We start from the raw sequence: 19,182 nt of genomic DNA, 5'->3' as shown, positions 1-19,182 counted from the left end.
GGGGTTTGATGGCCGGCGAGCAGCACACCGTCGAACCGGGCACCGACGTGCTGATTCGCAAGGTCGACAGCCACCTCGCCGCGCTCCGCGCCGGCCTGCACGGCCCCGAGCTCGAGCTCGCCGAACGCCTCGCCCACTGCCTGCGCGAGATGGTTCTCTGTACCGCCCAGGCCAGCGCCGCCGACCGGGGTCAGGTCCGCGTTGCCGTGCACTACTTCGTGCTCCGTCGCGAGAGCCGTGGCCGCCTGCTGGCGGTGCGGTCGCTGACCGCCGCCGAGCGGGTGGTCGACCGGGTCGCCCGCCAGCTCGGCCGCCTCGACCTGCTGGCCGAGCTACGCCGCGACCGGTCCACCCCCGACGACGCGCAACCCCTCAACAAAGCCCTGCTGCGCTAACGCCGCTCAGCCTCCCCTCCCGTGTTGATCAAGAGATTTGCGTCAGGAACCCGGGCGCGGGTGACGCAAACCTCTTGATCAACGGTCGGGGTCGGGGTCGGGGTTGGGGTCGGGGTTGGGGTCGGGGCTGGGGTCGGGGCTGGGGCTGGGGCTGGGGCTGGGGTCGGGGGCTGGGTTGGGGCTTTGGGGGCGAATTCTGGCAAAACCGCCCGGCGGGGGAGGAACTGGCGTCTGATCGCTGCTAGGCGCCACCGCTGCCACGGGCGTCGGCCATGTCGATCAGGAGCGCAGGTGCTGGTACTGCTCATCCTCCATCTCGTGGCGGCGCTCGCCGCGCCCCTGCTCGTCCGGTGGTGGGGTCCGCGCGCGTGCTACCCGCTGGCGCTCGCGCCGGCCGCCGCGTTCTGCTGGGCGGTGGCCCGCACCCCGGCCGTCGCCGACGGCGGGGCGGTGGTCGAGACGTACCCGTGGATCCGGCAGTTGGGCCTCGACATCGCGTTCCGGCTCACCACGCTGTCCTGGCTGATGACGCTGCTGATCGGCGGCGTCGGCGCGCTGGTGCTGGTCTACAGCGCCCGCTACTTCGGTGCCGGTTCCACCGGGCTGGCGCAGTTCGCAGCGGTCCTGGTCGCGTTCGCGGGCGCGATGCTCGTCCTGGTCTTCGCCGACGACCTGCTGCTGCTCTACGTCGGCTGGGAGCTGACCACGATCTTCTCGTACCTGCTGATCGGGCACAGCACCGAACGGCGGTCCAGCCGCTGGGCGGCGGCGCAGGCGTTGACGGTCACCACGCTGGGCGGCCTCGCCATGCTGGTCGGCTTCATCATGCTGGGCGAGCACGCCGGCACCTACCGCTGGTCGGAGATCAGCGCGCAGCCGCTGCCCGGCGGCGGGTACCTGGTGGGCGCCGTGCTGCTGATCCTGGCCGGCGCCCTGTCCAAATCGGCGGTGCTGCCGTTCAGCTCGTGGCTCCCGGTGGCGATGGCGGCGCCCACGCCGGTCAGCGCCTACCTGCACGCCGCCGCCATGGTCAAGGCCGGCGTCTACCTGGTCGGGCTGCTCGCCCCGGTGCTCGCCACGGTCGGCCCGTGGCGGCCGCTGGTGCAGATCGCCGGTGTGGCGACCATGCTGCTCGGCGGATGGGCCGCGCTGCGCCAGACCGACCTCAAGCTGCTGCTGGCGTACGGGACGGTCAGTCAGCTCGGCCTGCTGGTGGCCGTGACCGGCTCGGGCACCCCGGACGCCGCGCTGGCCGGCACCGCGATGCTGCTGGCGCACGCCCTGTTCAAGGCGGCACTGTTCCTGGTCGTCGGCATCATCGACCACGGTGCCGGCACCCGTGACCTGCGCGAGTTGTCCGGGGTGCGGCACTGGTCCCAGCCGCTGTTCGTGGTCGCCGTGCTGGCCGCGGCGTCGATGGCCGGTGTGCCACCGCTGGTCGGCTTCGTGGCCAAGGAGGCGGTGTTCGGGGCGTTCACCGACCAGCCCGTGCTCCTCACCGGCCTGGTCGCCGGGACGGTGCTCACCGTCGCGTACAGCGCCCGCTTCCTCTGGGGCGCGTTCGCCGACCGGCCGGGTGTGGCGCCGGTCCCGCCGGGGCCGATCGCCGCGTCGTTGCTGGTCCCGCCCGCGGTGCTCGCCGGTGTCGGTCTGCTCGCCGGTCCGGCCGCGAGCGTGCTGGACGACCTGTTGCGCCCGTACGCCGACCTGCTCGGCGGGGTCGACGCGCACCTGGCGCTCTGGGCCGGGCCGACCCCGGCGCTCGGCCTGTCCCTGCTGGCGCTCGGCGGCGGCGGCCTGCTCTTCGCCGTGCGTGGGCCGCTCGCCCCGGTGCTGGCCCGGTTCCGGTCACCGGTGGGGGGCAACCAGGGGTACGAGTGGGTCATCGGCCGGTTCGACCGGCTGGCCATCGACGTCACCGGCGCGACCCAGCGTGGCTCACTGCCGCAGTATCTGGGCATCATCCTGGTCACCCTGGTGCTGGTGCCCGGTGCGGCGATGCTCTCCGCCAGCCCCTGGCGGGCGCGGATTCCGCTCTGGGACAGCGCGCTGCAACCGGTGGTCGTCCTGGTGATCACGGTGGCGGCGGTGCTGGCGGTCGGTGCCCGTCGCCGGCTGACAGCGATGCTGCTGGCGGGCATGACCGGCTACGGCACGGCGATGTTGTTCGTGCTGCACGGAGCGCCCGACCTGGCGCTCACCCAGTTTCTGGTGGAAACGGCGACGATCGCCGTCTTCGTACTGGTGCTGCGTCGCCTGCCGGAGCGGTTCTCGGCCCGCCCGCTGCGCCGTACCCGCTGGGCCCGTCGGGTGATCGGGGCGGCGGCGGGGCTGGTCGCCGCCGGGTTGGCCCTCACCGCCGTCGGCGCCCGCCGGGCATCGGACATCTCGGCCGCCTTCCCCGACCTGGCGGTGGCGCACGGGTACGGCCGCAACGTGGTCAACGTGACCCTTGTCGACATTCGGGCCTGGGACACGATGGGCGAGCTGGCGGTGCTGGTGGTGGCCGCGACCGGGGTGGCCAGCCTGATCTTCGAGCGCTCTCGCACCGGACCGCGGCCGCGCCGGCCCGATTCCGAGCAGGGCGTGAGTGGACGCGGCCGGCCGGTCTGGCTGCGCGGAGGCCCCACCCTCTACGAGGAACGCCGCTCGATCGTGTTGGAGGTGGTCATCCGGCTGATCTTCCACACCGTGGTGCTGTTCTCGCTGTTCCTGCTCTTCTCCGGGCACAACGCGCCGGGCGGCGGGTTCGCCGGCGGGCTGGTGGCGGGTCTCGCCCTGGTGGTGCGCTACCTGGCCGGCGGCCGGTACGAGCTGACCGAGGCGGCCCCGATCGGCGCCGGCGCGATTCTCGGCGCCGGGCTGGCCCTGGCGGTGGGCAGTGGCGTGGTGGCGTTGCTGGTCGGCGGGTCGGTGTTGGAGAGCGCGAAGGTCGACCGAGCCTTGCCACTGGTCGGCGACGCCCATCTGGTCACGTCGCTCTTCTTCGACATCGGCGTGTACCTGGTCGTGATCGGGTTGGTGCTGGACATCCTGCGCAGCCTCGGTGCCGAGGTGGACCGGCACATCGAGGCCACCGGAACGGCCACCGGCGGGCTGGCCGTCGACAAGGGGGACCGGGCATGACGCGGAGCGGTGCGGGGCCGACGTTGGTGCTGGTGTTGGCCGTCGCGGTGCTGGTCGGGTGCGGGGTGATGCTGCTGTTGGAGCGCAGCCTGACCCGGATCCTGCTGGGCGTGGTCATGCTCGGCAACGGGGTGAACCTGTTGATCCTGTTGGGCGGGCGGTCCGGCGGGGCGCCGGTCGTCGGCACGGGCCCGGTGGAGCGGATGAGTGACCCGCTGCCGCAGGCGATGGTGTTGACCTCCATCGTGATCACCTTCGGGTTCACCGCGTTCCTGCTCGCTGTGGCGTACCGCAGCTGGTATCTCTCCGGCGACGACGAGGTGCCCGACGACCTGGAGGACCGGCAGATCATCCGGCGGGCCGGGCGCAACGAGGTCGGTGCGGCCGATCGTGGTGGGGAGGGACCGAACGGTGACCCGGAACAGGTCGATCCCGAGCCGGCCCGCCGGCGGTTACGACGCGGAGACGAGTCGTGATGCGCGCCCTGGTGCCGCTGCCGGTGGTGGTGCCGCTGCTCGGTGCGGCGCTGACCCTGCTGTTGGCCGGGAAGCCCCGAATCCAGCGCGCGACCAGCGTGCTGTGTCTGGGCGCCACGCTCACTGTGGCGGTGCTGCTGCTGGTGCAGGCGTACCGGCACGGGCCGGTGGTGGTGGCGGTCGGGGGGTGGCCGGCGCCGGTCGGCATCGTCCTGGTGGCCGATCAACTGGCCGCGCTGATGCTGGTGGTCTCCTCGGCGGTGACCCTCTGCGTGCTGCTCTACTCGATCGGCCAGGGTCGCAGCGAGACGAGCGAGAGCTCGCCGGTGTCGATCTTCCACCCGACGTACCTGGTGCTCACCGCCGGCGTCACCAACGCGTTCCTGGCGGGTGACCTGTTCAACCTCTTCGTCGGGTTCGAGATCCTGCTGGCCGCCAGTTTCGTGCTGATCACCCTGGGGGGCACCGAGACCCGCATCCGGACCGGGTCGACGTACGTGGTGGTCAGCATCCTCTCCTCGATGATCTTCCTGACGTCGGTCGGTCTGGTGTACGCCGCCACCGGCACGCTCAATCTCGCCCAGCTCGCCCAGCGCCTCGACGACCTGCCCGACGGTGTCCGACTGGCCCTGGAGCTGATGTTGCTGCTGGCCTTCGCGATCAAGGCGGCGGTCTTTCCCCTGTCGGCCTGGCTGCCGGACAGCTACCCCACCGCGCCGGCCCCGGTCACTGCCGTCTTCGCGGGTCTGCTCACCAAGGTGGGCGTCTACGCGATCATCCGTACCGAGACGTTGCTGTTTCCCGGTGGGCGTGCCCACATCCTGCTCATGGTCGTCGCCGGGCTGACCATGGTGATCGGCATCCTCGGTGCGGTGGCCCAGTCCGACCTGAAGCGACTCTTCTCGTTCACCCTGGTCAGTCACATCGGCTACATGATCTTCGGGGTGGCGTTGAGCACCGTCGCCGGCCTCTCCGGCGCGATCTTCTACGTGGTGCACCACATCACCATCCAGACCACGCTGTTCCTGGTCGCCGGACTGGTCGAGGAGCGTGCCGGCAGCACCGACCTGCGTCGTATCGGCGGTCTGGCCCGGGTGGCGCCGCTGCTGGGCGTGCTCTTCTTCATCCCGGCCATGAATCTCGCCGGAGTGCCACCGTTCTCCGGCTTCCTCGGCAAGCTCGGCCTGCTCCAGGCCGGGGTGGCGGCCGGCGGGCCGCTGCCCGGGGTGCTGGTCGCGGCCGGCACCCTGACCAGCCTGCTCACCCTGTACGTGGCGTCCCGGGTGTGGAACATCGCCTTCTGGCGCGCGCCCCGGCTGGCCACCAGCGAGCCGGTCGTCCAGTTGCCGAGGCTGATGGTGGGCGCCACAGTGGCTCTGGTCGCCATCGGGCTGGCGTTGACAGTGCTGGCCGGTCCGCTCTTCGACGTCACCGCCGACGCGGCCGAGGACCTGCGGCTGCGCACCCCGTACGTCCGTGCGGTGCTGCCGGGCGGTGTGCCGTGACCGGCTCCCCGGAGCCGGCTCCCGACACCCCCGGGCCCGCCGTGGTGGGGCGGGGCCGGCTCGGGCGCTGGCGGGACCAGGCGGTGGCACTCGGGTGGCTGGTGCTGGTCTGGAACCTGCTCTGGGGCGACATCACCTGGGCCAACCTGGTCGGTGGCCTGCTGGTCGGTGCGGCCGTGCTGGTGTTCTACCCGCTGCCGGCGGTCAGCTTCGGTGGCCGGTTGCGACCGTGGGCTCTGCTGGTGTTCGTGGGCCGGTTCGCCGTCGAGTTGGTCAGCGCGAGCCTGCACGTCGCCCGGATCGCCGTGCAGCCCGGCTACCGACCGCGTGGGGCGATCATCGCGGTCCGGTTGCGGGTGTCCACCGACCTGAACCTGGCGCTCACCGCCGAGGCGGTCTCGTTGGTGCCGGGCACGCTGGTCCTCGAGGTGGACCGGGACTCCGGAACGCTCTACCTGCACGTCCTGGACACCCACGGCCCCGGCGACCTGGACGTGGCCCGGGCCCGCACGCTCGCCGTCGAGCGGCGAATCGTCCGCACGGTCGGCTCCACCAGTGAACTGCGCCGACTCGACGTCACCTCACCCGAGAAAGGAACCCGCCCGTGACCACCTTCCTGGCCGTCGTCCTCACCGCACTGCTGTCGGTCACCGCGCTCCTCGCGCTGACTCGCCTCTACCGTGGCCCGTCGCTGGTGGACCGGGTGATCGCCGCGGACATGCTGCTCGCCACGATGGTCGGCGCGGTGGGCGCCGAGGCGGCGGTCAACCGGCACGCCACCACGCTGCCCGTGCTGGTGGTGCTCTCCCTGCTCGGCTTCGTGGGCTCGGTGTCGCTGGTCCGCTTCGCCGTCCGGGAGCAGCAGTGATCGCGACGATCGCGGACTGGATCGGCGCCGGTTGCCTGGTGGCCGGCGCCCTGCTCGCCCTGGCCGCCGGGATCGGCGTACTGCGTTTCCCGGACGCGCTGTCCCGGATGCACGCGGCCACCAAGCCGCAGGTGCTCGGGGTGCTCCTGTTGCTGCTGGGCATCGCGTTGCGGCTGCGGTCCCCGGCGGACCTGGGCATGATCCTGCTGGTGGCGGTCTTCCAGTTGGCGACCGCGCCGGTGGCTGCGCAGATGATCGGGCGGGCCGCGTACCGGTCGGGGCGGCTCGACCGGAGCCTGCTCGACGCCGATGAGCTGGCCGAACGCGGACCAGGCGGCGGGCCGGCGGGGCCGGCGTGACGACCGCCAGGCGGCGGGCCGGCGTGACAAACCGGGGCGCTCGCTGAACCGGACGTTCCGCTCCTTCGGCCCACCCCCAGCGGAGTCCCAGCCAGCGCCGATAAAATGACGGCATGATCGACTCTTCTGCCCAGGAGGGCAGCAGTAGCCAGCCGGGTCGTGCCCGGCATATCCCCGTACCGACGACCCCGGGAGCCCTGAGCGACCCGTGTTGATCGTCGTTGGTCTCCTACTGATCATCCTTCTCACTGCCGCCACCGGCTACTTCGTGGCGCAGGAGTTCGGCTACGTCGCCGTGGACCGGGGCAAGCTGCGCCAGCTTGCCGATGACGGCGATCAGGCCGCCGCCCGGGCCCTGACCGTCACCAGCCGGCTCTCCTTCATGCTCTCCGGTGCCCAACTCGGCATCACCGTCACCGCGCTGCTGGTCGGCTACGTCGCCGAGCCGTATCTGGGCGGTGGTCTCGCCGACCTGCTCGGCGTGGCCGGCGTCAGCGAGGCGGTCAGCCTGCCGCTGTCGGTGGCGTTGGCACTGGTCATCGCCACCATCGTGCAGATGGTCCTCGGTGAGCTGGCCCCGAAGAACCTGGCCATCGCCCGGGCCGTGCAACTGGCCCGGGCGCTGAGCCGCTCCACCCTGATCTACCTGGCCGTCGCCGGGCCGCTGATCCGGCTCTTCGACCGGGCCTCGGTCCGGCTGCTGCGCCGCATCGGCATCGAGCCGATCGAGGAACTGCCCAGCGGCGCCACCCCGGCGGACCTGGAACAGATCATCGCCGAGTCCCGCGAGGAGGGCAGCCTCGACGCCGAGATGTCCACGCTGCTCGACCGAGGTCTGGACTTCCGCGAACTGACCGCCGGCGAGGCCATGGTGCCGCGCGTCGACGTGCACACCGTCCGGGCGCACGAACCGGTGAGCCGGGTGGTCGAGCTGCTGGACACCGGCCACTCCCGCTTCCCGGTACGCGGTGCGGAGGGCGTCGACGACCTGCTCGGCATCGTCGGCATCGCCGACGTGCTCGGCGTACCCCCGGGGGAGCGGGCCACCACCCCGGTGAGCGCGGTGGCCGGGCCGCCGCTGCTCGTACCGGAGACGTTGCCCCTGCCCACGGTGCTCGACCGCCTGCGCGCCGGGCACCGGCAGATGGCGTGCGTGGTCGACGAGTACGGCGGCTTCGCCGGCGTCATCACGCTGGAGGACATCGCCGAGGAGCTGGTCGGCCCGATCCGAGACGAGGACGACCCGCCGGAGCGGGCGCCGGCCCGGCAGGACGACGGGTCCTGGGTGGTGCCGGCCCGTTGGCGGATCGACGAGGTCGCCGACAGCACCGGCATCGCCCTGCCCGAGGCCCCCGAGTACGACACCCTGTCCGGGTTGGTGATGCGGGAGCTGGGCCGGGTGCCCGAGGTCGGTGACCGATTGGAGATCAGCCTGCAACCCGAGGGGGCGGACGGCGAGGACAACGAGGCGGAGCCCCGGGCGTTGGTCGAGGTGTTGGCCGTGGACCGGCACGTGGCCGACTCGGTGCGGTTGCAGCTGACCAAACCTGAGGTGACCGCATGAGCCCCGGGATCGCGCTGTTCAGTTCGGTGATCCTGCTGGCGCTGAACGGGTTCTTCGTGGCCGCCGAGTTCGCCCTGGTGGCCAGCAAGCGCTACCGCCTGGAGCAGGCGGCGGCGAACGGTGGCCGGGCGGCACGGGCCGCGTTGGACGGCGTCCGCGAGCTGTCGCTGATGCTGGCCGGCGCGCAACTCGGCATCACGCTGTGCACCCTGGGTCTCGGTGCGCTGGCCGAGCCGGCGATCGAGCACCTGCTCAGCCCCCTGCTGCACGCGGTGGGCCTACCGGACGCGGCCAGTCACCTGATCGCCCTGGTCTTCGCCCTCGGGGTGGTGACCTTCCTGCACCTGGTGGTGGGGGAGATGGCACCGAAGTCGTGGGCGATCACCGACGCGGAGCGCTCGGCGACGCTGCTCGCGTTGCCGTTCCGCGCCTTCGCCCGGGTCTCCCGGCCGGTGCTCTCCGCGCTGAACGCCCTGGCCAACGCGATCCTGCGGCTGTTCGGCGTCAACCAGCAGGACCAGCTCGCCCAGGTGCACGGCCCGGACGAGCTGCGGATCCTGTTGGAGCAGTCCCGAGAGCACGGGCTGCTCGGTGCCGAGCAGCACCAGCTGTTGACCAGCATGCTGGAGTTGCAGGGCACGTCGGTGGCGCAGGTGATGGAACCGTTCGCCACCATGGTCACCGTCCGACGGGACGACCCGGCCGAGCGGATCGAGGAGGTCAGCCGCGACAGCGGCCGATCCCGGCTCGCGGTGCTCGACGAGGCGGGTGACGTGTGCGGGCTCGTGCACGTCCGGGAGGCGGTACGGGTGGTCACCACCGGCCGGGTCGCCACCGCCGGGGAGCTGATGACCCCCGCGTTCACGCTGCCCGCGACGTCCTCGGTCACCGAGGCGGTGGCGGCGATGCGGGCCCGGCAGTCGCAGCTCGCGTTGGTCCGCAACGGCGGTGGCCCGGCCCGGCCGATCGGCTTCGTGGCCCTGGAGGACCTCCTTGAGGAGGTCATCGGGGAGTTCGACGACGAGACCGACACGGTCCCGCGCGGGCGTCGGTTGCGCTGACCTGTCGACCCGGCCGTACCGACGAAGTACGGCCGGGTCGACGCTCCCCATGGCAGCGCCGCTCGACGCGGGCGGGCTTGAGCCGACCCCGACCGGGTAGGCGCGCCTGGTGGGGCCGCCGGGGCCCCGTCCCGGGAGGGGGCGCGCGGTGCGGCTGACGGGAGTGTCCCCGGAGTCCGGTGGCACCGGACTCTCCGTGCAGACCACGCTGCCCAACCCGAGTACCCGCCCGGGCCTGCGCCTGCCCGGGCGGGTGACAGTCGCGGCCGGCCCGGAGGACGTGCTGGTGCGGCACATCCGGCTCGGCCTCGTCACCACTGTCGAGCCGGACGACCCGGCCGCGGCCCGACGTCTCGTGCAGTTCCACCACCTGCCGATCGCCGGCCGGTTCGTCGTACCGGCCGGTCGGCGGCGGGCGGTCGACTTCGCGTTCCCGCTGCCGTGGGAGACCCCGGTGACCACCTTCGGTGGGGTGCCGCTGCTGAGCCTGCGGATGGGCCTGCGGACCGAGGTGTCGCTCGACCCCGACCTTGACCAGGGGGCCATGGTGCCGGTCTTCGTGCATCCGATCCCCACCCAGCAGCACGTGCTGGCGGCGCTGGACACGCTGGGCTTCATGATCCGCCAGTCCGGGTTGCTGGAGGGCGGGTTGCCAGGGGTGGAGCACACCCTGCCCCTGCACCAGCGCTGGGGCTACTGGGTGGGGCCGCTCTACGCCGGCCCGATCACCGAGCTGGAGGTGATCTTCGTGACCAACTCGGCGGGCCTGGAGGCGATCCTCTGGATGGATCGCCGGCTGGCGCTGGCCGGAATCACCCACCAGAGCATCAGCCGGTTCCGGATCTGGCACGAGGACGCCGACCGGCGGGACTGGGTCGCCACAGTGGACGGCTGGATCCGCCAGGCGATCAACCGGCACGCCGCAGCGGCCGCGCACGCCGACTGGTCCGCGCAGATCGCCGGGTCGGCCCACGTCAGCCGCCACCCCGACGAGCCGATCCGACCGGGCTACGGCCTGGGCGGCACCGCCGGCGGCACCGGCGTAGGCGGCGGCGGCTCCGGCGGCGACGGCACCTGACCCCTCGGCCCCGCCCTCTCCCGCCTTCTCACCCTCGCGATCTTGCAGTTTCTGCGGCGACAAAACGGCTCAGAATGCGCGTTTCTACGACCGAAAGTGCAAGATCGCGAGGGCGGGCGGGCGGGCGGACCGAGGGGGGTCAGCTGGCGCTGGCGGTGGCTAGCTTGAGGCTGAAGGCCAGGAAGAGGGCGGCCACGGCGGTGGTGCCACCGGCTGCCAGGCGGCGGCGTTGGCGGAACTGGGCGGCCAGGAAGGTGCCCGCGAAGATCAAGGCGGTCAGGTAGAGCGCGCTGGTCACCTGAGCGATCAGCCCGAGCAGCAGGAACGACAGCGCCGGCCAGGCGTAGCCGGGGTCGACGAACTGGATGAAGAACGAGATGAAGAACAGGATCGCCTTCGGGTTCAGCAGGCTGATCACCAGCGCCTTGCGGAACGGGCTGCGCATCGCCGCCGGCTCCGCGGCGTCGATGAGCCGCGGCGTGTTCGGGTCGTTGCGGTCGCGCCAGCGCCGCACGGCGCCGAGCAGCATGGTCACCCCGACATAACCGAGGTACGCGGCACCGGCGTACTTGATCACCATGAACAGCGGCGGGTACGCGTTGAGCAGCGACGCCACCCCGGCGGCGGAGAGGAACATCAGCACCCCGTCGCCGACGAACACGCCACCGGCGGCCCGGTAGCCGACCGCGACGCCCCGCTTGGCCGCGGTCGAGAGCACGAAGAGTGAGTTCGGCCCGGGCAGCAGGATGATGGCCACGGTGCCCAGCACGTACGTCCAGATGTCGGTGATCCCCAGCACGCCCGCCATCATCACGCCACCGGTGCCGTCCGCAGAAGTCTTTCTCGCAGCCTGGCCTGTGCGTTCGGCCACTCGTCGACGGTCATCGCGTACTGCACGGTGTCCCGCCAGGAGCCGTCCGGGCGTTGCCGGTGCATCCGCAGCACCCCCTCCCGGGTCGCGCCGAGCCGTTCGATGGCCGCCTGGGAACGAACGTTGCGGATGTCGGTGTGCCAGGCGACCCGTACCGCGCCCAGGTCGTCGAAGGCCCGGCTGAGCAGCAGCAACTTCGCCTCGGTGTTGATCCCGGTACGCCACCAGGGCCGGCCGAGGAAGGTGTGCCCGATGGCCACCGCCCGCCGCTCCGGGTCGATGTCGTAGTAGGAGGTGCTGCCCACCACCGCCCCGGTCGCCGCGCACCGCTGCACCCAGGCCACCCGCTCGCCCCGGTGCTGGGCGGTCAGGGCGGTGCCGATCACCTCGGCGGTTTCGGCGGGGGCGGTGGGCGGCGCGACGCTGAGGTGCCGCCACACCACGGGGTCCGCGGTGGCGGCGTGCAACTCGTCGGTGTGCGCCAGCTCCAGCGGCTCCAGCCGAACGTGCTCACCGTGCAGCGGCACCGGGTCGTGCCAGGGCGTGCGGGGCGTTCGCAGGTACGCCGGCAGCGGCGCGGTGACCCCGGCGTCCGGCTCGGGTGCCCCGGCGGTGAGTCGCAGTGGCAGCACGCCGGCCCAGTGCGGCAGGTGCAGGTCGGCCTCGTCGTCGCGGACCCCGCCGGTGCGGGCCCGGACGGACACCTCGCGTAGTGGCAGCGCCAGTACGGCGGTCTCGGCCAGCTCGCGATGGCTGGGCGGACGGGTGGCGGTGCTGCGTCCCGCGCCGACCTTCTCGACCAGCGCGGTGAGCATGGCGAGCTTCTCCCGCTCGTCGGTGACCAGTCGGGCGGTGCCGTGGGCGACGACCGAGCGGTAGTTGGCGCTGTGGTGGAACTGGGAACGGGCGTAGACCAGCCCGTCGAGCAGTGTCACCGCGACGCAGACCGGCAACCCGTCGTCGCCCCGGGCGGCGAGCAGCGGCCGGCTGCCGGTGGAGCCGTGCAGGTAGAGCGTGTCGCCGATGCGGACGTGCAGGGTGGGCAGCACTCGTGGCTGGCCGTCGACGATGAAGCTGAGCGCGCAGTCGTACGCCTCGTCGAGCACGGCGTGGGCGGCGGCCTGGTCGTAGCTCATCTTTTCGCGGGAGCGGTGGGGTGTGGTCCGGGCGGTGGGTGGATACATGCGCGCGCCCCTTTGTTCTAGTACAATCTCTTATTTGTGTCAGCACACTATCAGCTCACCGGTACGACAGCCGTCGAGATTTCGGCCAGCATCGAGTCGGGCATCCGTACCGGCGCCCTGTCCCCGGGGGCCGCCCTGCCGCCCGTGCGGGCGCTCGCCGCCGAGTTGGGGGTCAGCCCCGCCACCGTCGCCCGCGCCTACCAGGAGCTACGCCAACGTGGTCTGCTCGCCACCGCCGGTCGGCACGGCACCCGGGTACGCCCCCGCCCGCCGGTGGCCGCCCGCCGCTCCGCGCTGCGCCCCCCACCGTTGCCCGGCGCCCGAGACCTGTCCCGGGGTGAACCCGACCCCCGTCTGCTGCCCCCGCTGGGCCCGCACCTGGCGGCGCTCGCCACCGAGAACGGCCCGTCGGTCGGCTACTCCGATGCCGGAGTGCTGCCCGAACTGGCCGAGATGGCCCGCGCCCGGCTGCGCGTCGACGGCGTACCGGCCGGGGAGTTGACGCTCACCGGCGGTGCGCTGGACGGCATCGAGCGGTTGCTCGGCGCCCACCTGCGCCCCGGCGACGCGGTGGCGGTCGAGGACCCGGGCTGGGCCAACCTGCTCGACCTCGTCGCCGCGCTGGGCCTGCGTCCGATCGGCGTACCGGTGGACGACGAGGGGCCGCTGGTCGCCGGGGTGGCCGCGGCACTCGCCGCCGGAGCGCGGGCGCTGATCGTCACCAGCCGGGCGCAGAATCCGACCGGCGCCGCCGTCTCCGCGGCCCGCGCCGAGGCGCTGCGGACGCTGCTCGCCGGCCGACGGGACCTGCTGTTGATCGAGGACGACCACGCGGCCGAACTGGCCCGCGTACCCCTGCACCCGCTCGCTGGTGCGACAGCGAGTTGGGCCTTCCTCCGCTCGGTGAGCAAGCCCTTCGGCCCGGACCTGCGGATGGCGGTGCTGGTCGGCGACGAGACGACTGTGGCCCGGGTGAGCGGCCGTACCCGGGTCGGCGCCGGCTGGGTCTCCACAGTCCTGCAACGCCTGGTGCTCGCCCTGTGGCGGGACCCGGCGGTCACCGAGTTGGTGCAGCGGGCGGCGCAGAGCTACGAGCAGCGCCGCGACGGGCTGCTCGCCGCGCTGGCCGAGCACGGGCTGACAGCACACGGTCGCAGCGGCATCAACGTCTGGCTGCCGGTCGCGGACGAGACCAGCACGGTGACCGCGCTCCGCGACGCCGGCTGGGCGGTGGCCCCCGGCGCCCTCTACCGGATCGCCGCCCCGCCGGCCCTGCGCATCACCGTCAGCTCCCTGGACCCCGCCGACCTGGCTCCGCTGGCCGCCGCACTGGCCCAAGCCGAAAACCCACCCCCCTCCCAGGGCTTCCCCACCTGACCCCCCGCGCCTCCCGCACCCCGCCGCGCCCGCGATCTTGCAGTTTGTGTTGGCGAAATGTCGGGTCTGTGCACGTTGGTCGGGGCAGAAAGTGCAAGATCGCGGGGATTCGGGACGGCGGGGACGGGTATGCGGGCGCCCGGAGGTGGGGGACATGGCTTCTGGTGGGGCTCGTAAGGGGATCTGGATAGCGGTGGCGGTGGCGATCATCATCATCGTCATCGTGCTGATCGCGATCGCGTCCGGCGGAGACGGGGGCGGCAACGGGTACTGACGCGTTGCGGCCGGGGTGCCGGGGCGTATCCGGCGGCGAGCATCGAACGGGTATATAACAGTCGGCATGGCCGAAAGTGCTCCGGGCGCCCAGCGGTTCATTCCGCCCGACGCCGACACCATCGACGACCTGCGCACCGCCGCCGGCGGCTGCCAGGGCTGTGAGCTGTACCGGGACGCCTCGCAGACGGTCTTCGGTCGGGGCGACGAGAGCGCCCGCGTGGTGCTCGTCGGCGAGCAGCCCGGCGACATGGAGGACCAGAAGGGGCTGCCCTTCGTCGGCCCGGCCGGACGCCTGCTGCGCCGCGCCGTCGACGACGCCGGGCTGGACCCGGGTCTCCTCTTCCTCACAAATGCCGTAAAGCACTTCCGTTTTGTTCAGCGCGGCAAGCGGCGGATCCACCAGACCCCGGACCAGGTGCACATCACCGCCTGTCGCCCCTGGTTGGTCGCCGAGTTCGCCCGGCTGCGTCCGGAGATCGTGGTGGTGCTCGGCGCGACCGCCGCCAAGGCCCTGCTCGGCCCGTCCTTCCGGGTCACCCGGCAGCGGGGCGAGCTGCTGCCCTGGCCGGAGTCGGCCCAACACCCAGCGGACTTCGAACAGGTGCCGGTGGACAACGCCGGAAAGCGGGCCGACGCGCCGCAGGCTCGGCTGCTGGCCACCATCCACCCGTCCGCCGTCCTGCGGGCCGACGACCAGGACAAGGCGTACGAGGGCCTGGTCGCCGACCTCACCGTCGTCACCCGCGCCCTGCCCGGCTAGCCAACTACCCCGCGCGACCACCAGCACCCCGGCCTCGCTCATCCGGGCACCCTGGGCGTGGGCCGCGCCGGTGGCGACCCCGTTCCGGCGAAACCCACTGCCGCCGGTCGGTGCGGGTGCGCGAGGATGAGGCACCCCTTCCGACAGGAGCGCCGATGGCGACCGACCTGACCGCGCCGCGTACCGCCGCCCGACCCGACGTCGCGTCGATCCAGCGGCGTACCCTGCGGCTGCTCTTCACCACCCAGATCATCGGCGGGATCGGCGTGACCATCGGCATCGCCGTGGGCGCGCTGCTCGCGGCACGGATCGCCGGGACCGCGGTGGCCGGTGTCGCGCAGAGCGCCGGGGTGGTCGGTGCCGCGCTGCTCGCCGTCCCGGTCACCCGGATCATGGCGCGGCACGGCCGCCGGCCGGGCCTGGTGCTGGCGTACACGGTCGGCGCCGTCGGTGGCCTGCTGGTGGTGCTGGCCGCGGCCACCCGCTGGGTGCCGCTGCTCTTCCTCGGCATGCTGCTCTTCGGCGGGGGCACCGCGGCGAACCTGCAGGCCCGCTACACGGCAGTGGACCTCGCCGAGCCGGCCCGCAGGGGGCGGCAGCTCTCCCTGATCGTCTGGGCCACCACCATCGGTGCGGTGGCCGCGCCGAACTTCGCCGCGCTGGCCGACCGCGTCACCACCGGCTGGGGGTTGCCCCCGCTGGCCGGCCCGTTCGCGTTCAGCGCGGCCGCGTTCGTGCTGGCTGCCGTCGTACTCCTCGGGTTGCTCCGGCCCGACCCGCTGCTCACGGCGCGGCGGCTCGCGGCGGCCGACGCACCGGCCGCCGATCTGCCGCCGGCCGCTGACGCGACGGCGACCGCCGTGGCGGCCGAGGCGCCGGCGGCAGGTGGCGGCGCGACGCCGGCCGCCGCGCCGGTCGAGGTGCGCGCGCCGCGCGGCGCCGGGATGCGTGCGGCCTGGTCGGTGGTACGCGGACAGCCCGCCGCCCGACTCGGCATCGCCGCCGTGGCGGTGGGTCACCTGGTGATGGTGGCGGTGATGGCGATGACTCCGGTCCGGCTCGGTGAGTCGCACGCCGACGCCGACGTGTTGCGGCTGGTCGGCATCGTGCTGAGCCTGCACATCGCCGGCATGTACGCGTTCTCCCCGGTGGTCGGTTGGCTCACCGACCGGCTCGGTCGACGGGCGGTGATCCTCGGTGGGGTCGGGCTGCTGCTGGCCGCCTGCGCGGTCGCCGGCACCGCCGGGCACCACACGCCTCGGCTCTCGGTCGGTCTGGTCCTGCTCGGGTTGGGCTGGTCGGGGACGATGGTGGCCGGGTCGACCCTGCTGTCCGAGTCGGTGGCGGCCGAGGTGCGGCCGAGCGTCCAAGGGCTGTCCGATCTGATCATGGGGCTGGCCGGGGCCGGCGCCGCCGTGGTCAGCGGGTTTGTCATGCAGTTCGCCGGATATCCCGTGCTCACCCTGCTCGCGGCGGTCGCGGCGGCGCCCCTGGTGGCGCTAGCGTTGCGCCCGGTGCCGACCGGGGCACCGGACGAGGAGGGCTGATCACTGTGCGGCTGACCGACTTCTGGACGCGGCTGGACGAGGCGTTCGGGCCCGGCTACGCGGCCAGCATCGCCCGCGATCAGGTGCTGTCCCAGCTCGGCGGGCGGACCATCGAGCAGGCCCTGGCATCGGGGGAGCAGACGCACGCGGTGTGGCGGGCGGTTTGTGCCGCGTACCCCGATCGAGTGCCCGCCCGACTACGCTGAGCAGCCTTCTCGCCCATTCCGCGTGTCACTTGTCGAGTCGTACACCTGTTCGGCTACTGTCCACAGCTGGGTGCTCGTCCACAGCTCGCGGCCCGTCGGCTGGTTTTCTGTCGGACCTAGCGCCTAGCGTGTCCGCGTGACGCGAAGCTCAGCAAAGACGCCGGCGAAGGCAGGGGTGGCAAACATGGCAGCAGGGCCTGACCGGGAGAAGGCACTCGACCTTGCTCTCGCTCAGATTGACAAGCAATTCGGCAAGGGCTCGGTGATGCGGCTGGGTGACCGGCCGGTCGTCCAGACCGCAATCATTCCGACCGGCTCCATCGCGCTCGACGTGGCCCTCGGCATTGGCGGCCTGCCCCGTGGCCGGGTGGTCGAGATCTACGGCCCGGAGTCCAGTGGTAAGACCACTGTTGCGCTGCACTCGGTGGCCAGCGCCCAGCGGCTCGGCGGCATCGCCGCCTTCATCGACGCGGAGCACGCGCTCGACCCGGAGTACGCGAAGGCCCTCGGCGTCGACACCGACGCGATGCTGGTCTCGCAACCGGACACCGGCGAGCAGGCGCTGGAGATCGCGGACATGCTGATCCGCTCCGGCGCGATCGACATCATCGTGATCGACTCGGTGGCGGCCCTGGTGCCGCGCGCCGAGATCGAGGGCGAGATGGGCGACAGCCACGTGGGCCTCCAGGCCCGGCTGATGAGCCAGGCGCTCCGGAAGATCACCGGTGTGCTCAGCAACACCGGCACCACGGCGATCTTCATCAACCAGCTGCGGGAAAAGATCGGCGTCATGTTCGGCAGCCCGGAGACCACCACCGGTGGTCGGGCGCTGAAGTTCTACGCCTCGGTCCGGCTCGACGTGCGACGCATCGAGAGCCTCAAGGACGGCACCGACGTGGTCGGTAACCGCACCCGGGTCAAGGTCGTGAAGAACAAGGTCGCCGCGCCGTTCAAGCAGGCCGAGTTCGACATCATGTATGGCAAGGGCATCTCGCGTGAGGGCTCGCTGATCGACGTCGGCGTGGAGCAGGCGATCATCCGCAAGTCCGGAGCGTGGTACACGTACGACGGCGACCAGCTCGGCCAGGGCAAGGAGAAGGCCCGGGAGTTCCTGAAGGAAAACCCGGACGTGGCCGCCGAGATCGAGAAGAAGATCCTGGAGAAGCTCGGCGTCGGGGTCGGCGCGGGTGACGCCGCCGGTGGCCCGGAGCTGCCGCCGGTCGACTTCTGATCGGTCGCTGACCCATGGCAGGACGACGCGCTCGTACGGGGCGGGGCTGGGATGCCAGTCCGCCTCGTACGGGCGACGCCACCGATGCGCCCCGCCCTCGGCGAGGCCGCCGGGGTCGGTCCGAGGAGGCCGACGCCGTCGAGTCTCCGGCCCCTCCGCGCGACGAGTCGGAGGTGGCCCGCGAGATCTGCCTGCGCCAGCTTGCCGTCCGGCCCCGTACCCGGGCCGAGCTGGCCGGGGCGTTGGCCAAGCGGGGCATCTCCGAGGAGGTCTCGGCCGAGGTGCTCGACCGGTATGACGAGGTCGGCATCATCGACGACGCAGCGTTCGCCAGGGCCTGGGTGTCCAGCCGGCACGCCGGGCGCGGCCTCGCTCGCCGGGCACTCGCCAACGAGCTGCGCCGCAAGGGCGTGGACGGCGAGGTGGCCACCGAGGCGCTGGGTGAGCTGGACGAGGAGACCGAAGCGGACACCGCCCGTGGCCTGGTGGAGCGCAAGCTGCGCACCGCTCGAGGCGAGCCGGACGCGGTCTTCCGCCGGCTGGTGGGCATGCTGGCCCGCAAGGGCTACCCGCCTGGTGTGGCCATCCGGGCGGTGAAGGAGGCGCTAGCCGCGCAGAGCGCCGAGGCGGCCGAGTTCGCCGAGCAGATCGACGCCGACGCGCTCGCCGACGCCGAGGGCGAGTTGGAGCGCGACAACCGTCTGGTCGAGTGAGCGACGTGCGATGAGCGGTCCGGGCGGGGTGACCACCGCCCGCCGAGCGTGCTGGACGACCGGACTCCTGGTAGATCAACGTGGGTCGAAGGAGAAGACCGCGCCGATCTTGCAGTTTCGGTCGTCGAGATAGGCGGAATGCCCCCTTGTGTCGGGACAGAAAGCGCAAGATCGCGGAGTAGGGGCGGTTGATCATGTAGTTGTGGTGCCCGGTTTGGCCGTTTTGCAGGCGCTTTATCGCCCACCACAACTCCATGATCGGCGAGGCTGTGCCGGTCGCCGAACAGTCGTCCTCCCTAACGCGACGGCGTCGACTTCCGGGATGTAGCACGATCTTGGCGTGGCGAGCCCGACGAGGGGCCGGGTGCGGGCGGAGGGTCGCTGGTGTCACAAAGTCGGCTGAACGCCGGGGTGCCGCAGTCTCTGAACAGGCACGACATCCGTATCGGAGCCGTCGGCTCGCCGCGTTTGTCCTTCCGTGTCCGACACGACATCAGCTTTGAGTGACGCGGCAACTTCTCTCCGTTCGGGGGGTTTGATCATGAGTCCTTGACCAGAGCACCCCCGGCGACCTAGCCTCGCCAT

The 19,182-nt window shown here is 72.2% G+C and carries 18 protein-coding genes; 16 read left to right on the top strand and 2 right to left on the bottom strand.

Annotated features, from left to right (window positions below; translation table 11 throughout):
- The first annotated feature begins 8 nt into the window (after window positions 1–8).
- The 10 genes from ABZ794_RS13155 (at window position 9) to ABZ794_RS13110 (ending at window position 10,432) form a co-directional block, all read left to right on the top strand.
- On the top strand, window positions 9–395 hold the full coding sequence (locus ABZ794_RS13155; protein ID WP_210787530.1) for a hypothetical protein: 387 nt from the start codon (window positions 9–11) through the stop codon (window positions 393–395).
- Window positions 396–686: 291 nt separating this feature from the next.
- Window positions 687–3,521 (top strand): Na+/H+ antiporter subunit A, encoded by a 2,835-nt coding sequence (locus ABZ794_RS13150; protein ID WP_357515646.1) that lies wholly within the window; start codon window positions 687–689, stop codon window positions 3,519–3,521.
- On the top strand, window positions 3,518–3,997 hold the full coding sequence (locus ABZ794_RS13145) for a Na(+)/H(+) antiporter subunit C (RefSeq protein WP_210787397.1): 480 nt from the start codon (window positions 3,518–3,520) through the stop codon (window positions 3,995–3,997). Before ABZ794_RS13150 ends, ABZ794_RS13145 begins: the two co-directional genes overlap by 4 nt.
- Window positions 3,997–5,502, top strand: a complete 1,506-nt coding sequence (locus ABZ794_RS13140) for a Na+/H+ antiporter subunit D (protein WP_210787398.1) — start codon at window positions 3,997–3,999, stop codon at window positions 5,500–5,502. Before ABZ794_RS13145 ends, ABZ794_RS13140 begins: the two co-directional genes overlap by 1 nt.
- Window positions 5,499–6,110: a Na+/H+ antiporter subunit E gene (locus tag ABZ794_RS13135; RefSeq protein WP_210787399.1), complete on the top strand. Its 612-nt coding sequence runs from the start codon at window positions 5,499–5,501 to the stop codon at window positions 6,108–6,110. The genes ABZ794_RS13140 and ABZ794_RS13135 overlap by 4 nt, the downstream gene beginning before the upstream one ends.
- Complete coding sequence (locus tag ABZ794_RS13130; protein WP_112586633.1) at window positions 6,107–6,370, top strand: monovalent cation/H+ antiporter complex subunit F; 264 nt, start codon at window positions 6,107–6,109, stop codon at window positions 6,368–6,370. The genes ABZ794_RS13135 and ABZ794_RS13130 overlap by 4 nt, the downstream gene beginning before the upstream one ends.
- Complete coding sequence (mnhG, locus tag ABZ794_RS13125; RefSeq protein ID WP_210787403.1) at window positions 6,370–6,729, top strand: monovalent cation/H(+) antiporter subunit G; 360 nt, start codon at window positions 6,370–6,372, stop codon at window positions 6,727–6,729. The genes ABZ794_RS13130 and mnhG overlap by 1 nt, the downstream gene beginning before the upstream one ends.
- Window positions 6,730–6,937: 208 nt before the next feature.
- Window positions 6,938–8,293, top strand: a complete 1,356-nt coding sequence (locus ABZ794_RS13120) for a hemolysin family protein (protein ID WP_210787400.1) — start codon at window positions 6,938–6,940, stop codon at window positions 8,291–8,293.
- A complete protein-coding gene (locus ABZ794_RS13115; RefSeq protein WP_210787401.1) occupies window positions 8,290–9,354 on the top strand; it encodes a hemolysin family protein in 1,065 nt (354 codons plus the stop codon). The genes ABZ794_RS13120 and ABZ794_RS13115 overlap by 4 nt, the downstream gene beginning before the upstream one ends.
- 148 nt (window positions 9,355–9,502) lie before the next feature.
- Window positions 9,503–10,432 carry a sporulation protein gene (locus ABZ794_RS13110; RefSeq protein ID WP_357515643.1) on the top strand — a complete coding sequence of 310 codons (930 nt, stop codon included), beginning with the start codon at window positions 9,503–9,505 and terminating at the stop codon, window positions 10,430–10,432.
- 139 nt (window positions 10,433–10,571) lie between these two features.
- On the opposite strand, the gene leuE is transcribed toward ABZ794_RS13110, so the two are convergent.
- Both leuE and ABZ794_RS13100 read right to left on the bottom strand, forming a co-directional pair.
- On the bottom strand, window positions 10,572–11,243 hold the full coding sequence (gene leuE / locus ABZ794_RS13105) for a leucine efflux protein LeuE (protein WP_210786009.1): 672 nt from the start codon (window positions 11,241–11,243) through the stop codon (window positions 10,572–10,574).
- Complete coding sequence (locus ABZ794_RS13100) at window positions 11,243–12,487, bottom strand: bifunctional pyridoxamine 5'-phosphate oxidase family protein/GNAT family N-acetyltransferase (protein ID WP_210786008.1); 1,245 nt, start codon at window positions 12,485–12,487, stop codon at window positions 11,243–11,245. The genes leuE and ABZ794_RS13100 overlap by 1 nt, the downstream gene beginning before the upstream one ends.
- A gap of 36 nt (window positions 12,488–12,523) precedes the next feature.
- Here ABZ794_RS13100 and ABZ794_RS13095 point away from each other — a divergent pair, with 36 nt between their 5' ends.
- From ABZ794_RS13095 to ABZ794_RS13070, 6 genes are all read left to right on the top strand, one after another.
- Entirely contained in the window at window positions 12,524–13,864 is a 1,341-nt protein-coding gene (locus ABZ794_RS13095; protein ID WP_210786007.1) for an aminotransferase class I/II-fold pyridoxal phosphate-dependent enzyme, read from the top strand.
- 340 nt (window positions 13,865–14,204) lie between these two features.
- Entirely contained in the window at window positions 14,205–14,900 is a 696-nt protein-coding gene (locus ABZ794_RS13090) for a UdgX family uracil-DNA binding protein (protein WP_210786006.1), read from the top strand.
- A 155-nt stretch (window positions 14,901–15,055) separates the two neighbouring features.
- Window positions 15,056–16,447, top strand: a complete 1,392-nt coding sequence (locus ABZ794_RS13085) for an MFS transporter (protein ID WP_210786005.1) — start codon at window positions 15,056–15,058, stop codon at window positions 16,445–16,447.
- 5 nt (window positions 16,448–16,452) lie between these two features.
- Window positions 16,453–16,653 carry a DUF3046 domain-containing protein gene (locus ABZ794_RS13080; protein WP_210786004.1) on the top strand — a complete coding sequence of 67 codons (201 nt, stop codon included), beginning with the start codon at window positions 16,453–16,455 and terminating at the stop codon, window positions 16,651–16,653.
- Between the two features lie 184 nt (window positions 16,654–16,837).
- Window positions 16,838–17,884, top strand: a complete 1,047-nt coding sequence (gene recA / locus ABZ794_RS13075; protein ID WP_053656326.1) for a recombinase RecA — start codon at window positions 16,838–16,840, stop codon at window positions 17,882–17,884.
- A gap of 14 nt (window positions 17,885–17,898) precedes the next feature.
- Window positions 17,899–18,597 carry a regulatory protein RecX gene (locus ABZ794_RS13070; RefSeq protein ID WP_357515639.1) on the top strand — a complete coding sequence of 233 codons (699 nt, stop codon included), beginning with the start codon at window positions 17,899–17,901 and terminating at the stop codon, window positions 18,595–18,597.
- The last annotated feature ends 585 nt before the right edge of the window (window positions 18,598–19,182 follow it).

It is taken from the genome of Micromonospora sp. NPDC047187, assembly GCF_040643355.1.
Taxonomy (GTDB): domain Bacteria; phylum Actinomycetota; class Actinomycetes; order Mycobacteriales; family Micromonosporaceae; genus Micromonospora; species Micromonospora salmantinae.
Note: the sequence above shows the minus strand (reverse complement) of the source record. Positions and strands in the feature narration are given on the sequence as shown.

Bases quoted from the DNA above. Each gene is read 5' to 3' on its own strand.
- ABZ794_RS13155 (WP_210787530.1), top strand. From the start codon at position 9: ATGGCCGGCGAGCAGCACACCGTCGAACCGGGCACCGACGTGCTGATT.
- ABZ794_RS13145 (WP_210787397.1), top strand. From the start codon at position 3,518: ATGACGCGGAGCGGTGCGGGGCCGACGTTGGTGCTGGTGTTGGCCGTC.
- ABZ794_RS13140 (WP_210787398.1), top strand. From the start codon at position 3,997: ATGCGCGCCCTGGTGCCGCTGCCGGTGGTGGTGCCGCTGCTCGGTGCG.
- ABZ794_RS13115 (WP_210787401.1), top strand. From the start codon at position 8,290: ATGAGCCCCGGGATCGCGCTGTTCAGTTCGGTGATCCTGCTGGCGCTG.
- leuE (WP_210786009.1), bottom strand. From the start codon at position 11,243: ATGATGGCGGGCGTGCTGGGGATCACCGACATCTGGACGTACGTGCTG.
- ABZ794_RS13100 (WP_210786008.1), bottom strand. From the start codon at position 12,487: ATGTATCCACCCACCGCCCGGACCACACCCCACCGCTCCCGCGAAAAG.
- ABZ794_RS13090 (WP_210786006.1), top strand. From the start codon at position 14,205: ATGGCCGAAAGTGCTCCGGGCGCCCAGCGGTTCATTCCGCCCGACGCC.
- ABZ794_RS13085 (WP_210786005.1), top strand. From the start codon at position 15,056: ATGGCGACCGACCTGACCGCGCCGCGTACCGCCGCCCGACCCGACGTC.
- recA (WP_053656326.1), top strand. From the start codon at position 16,838: ATGGCAGCAGGGCCTGACCGGGAGAAGGCACTCGACCTTGCTCTCGCT.
- ABZ794_RS13070 (WP_357515639.1), top strand. From the start codon at position 17,899: ATGGCAGGACGACGCGCTCGTACGGGGCGGGGCTGGGATGCCAGTCCG.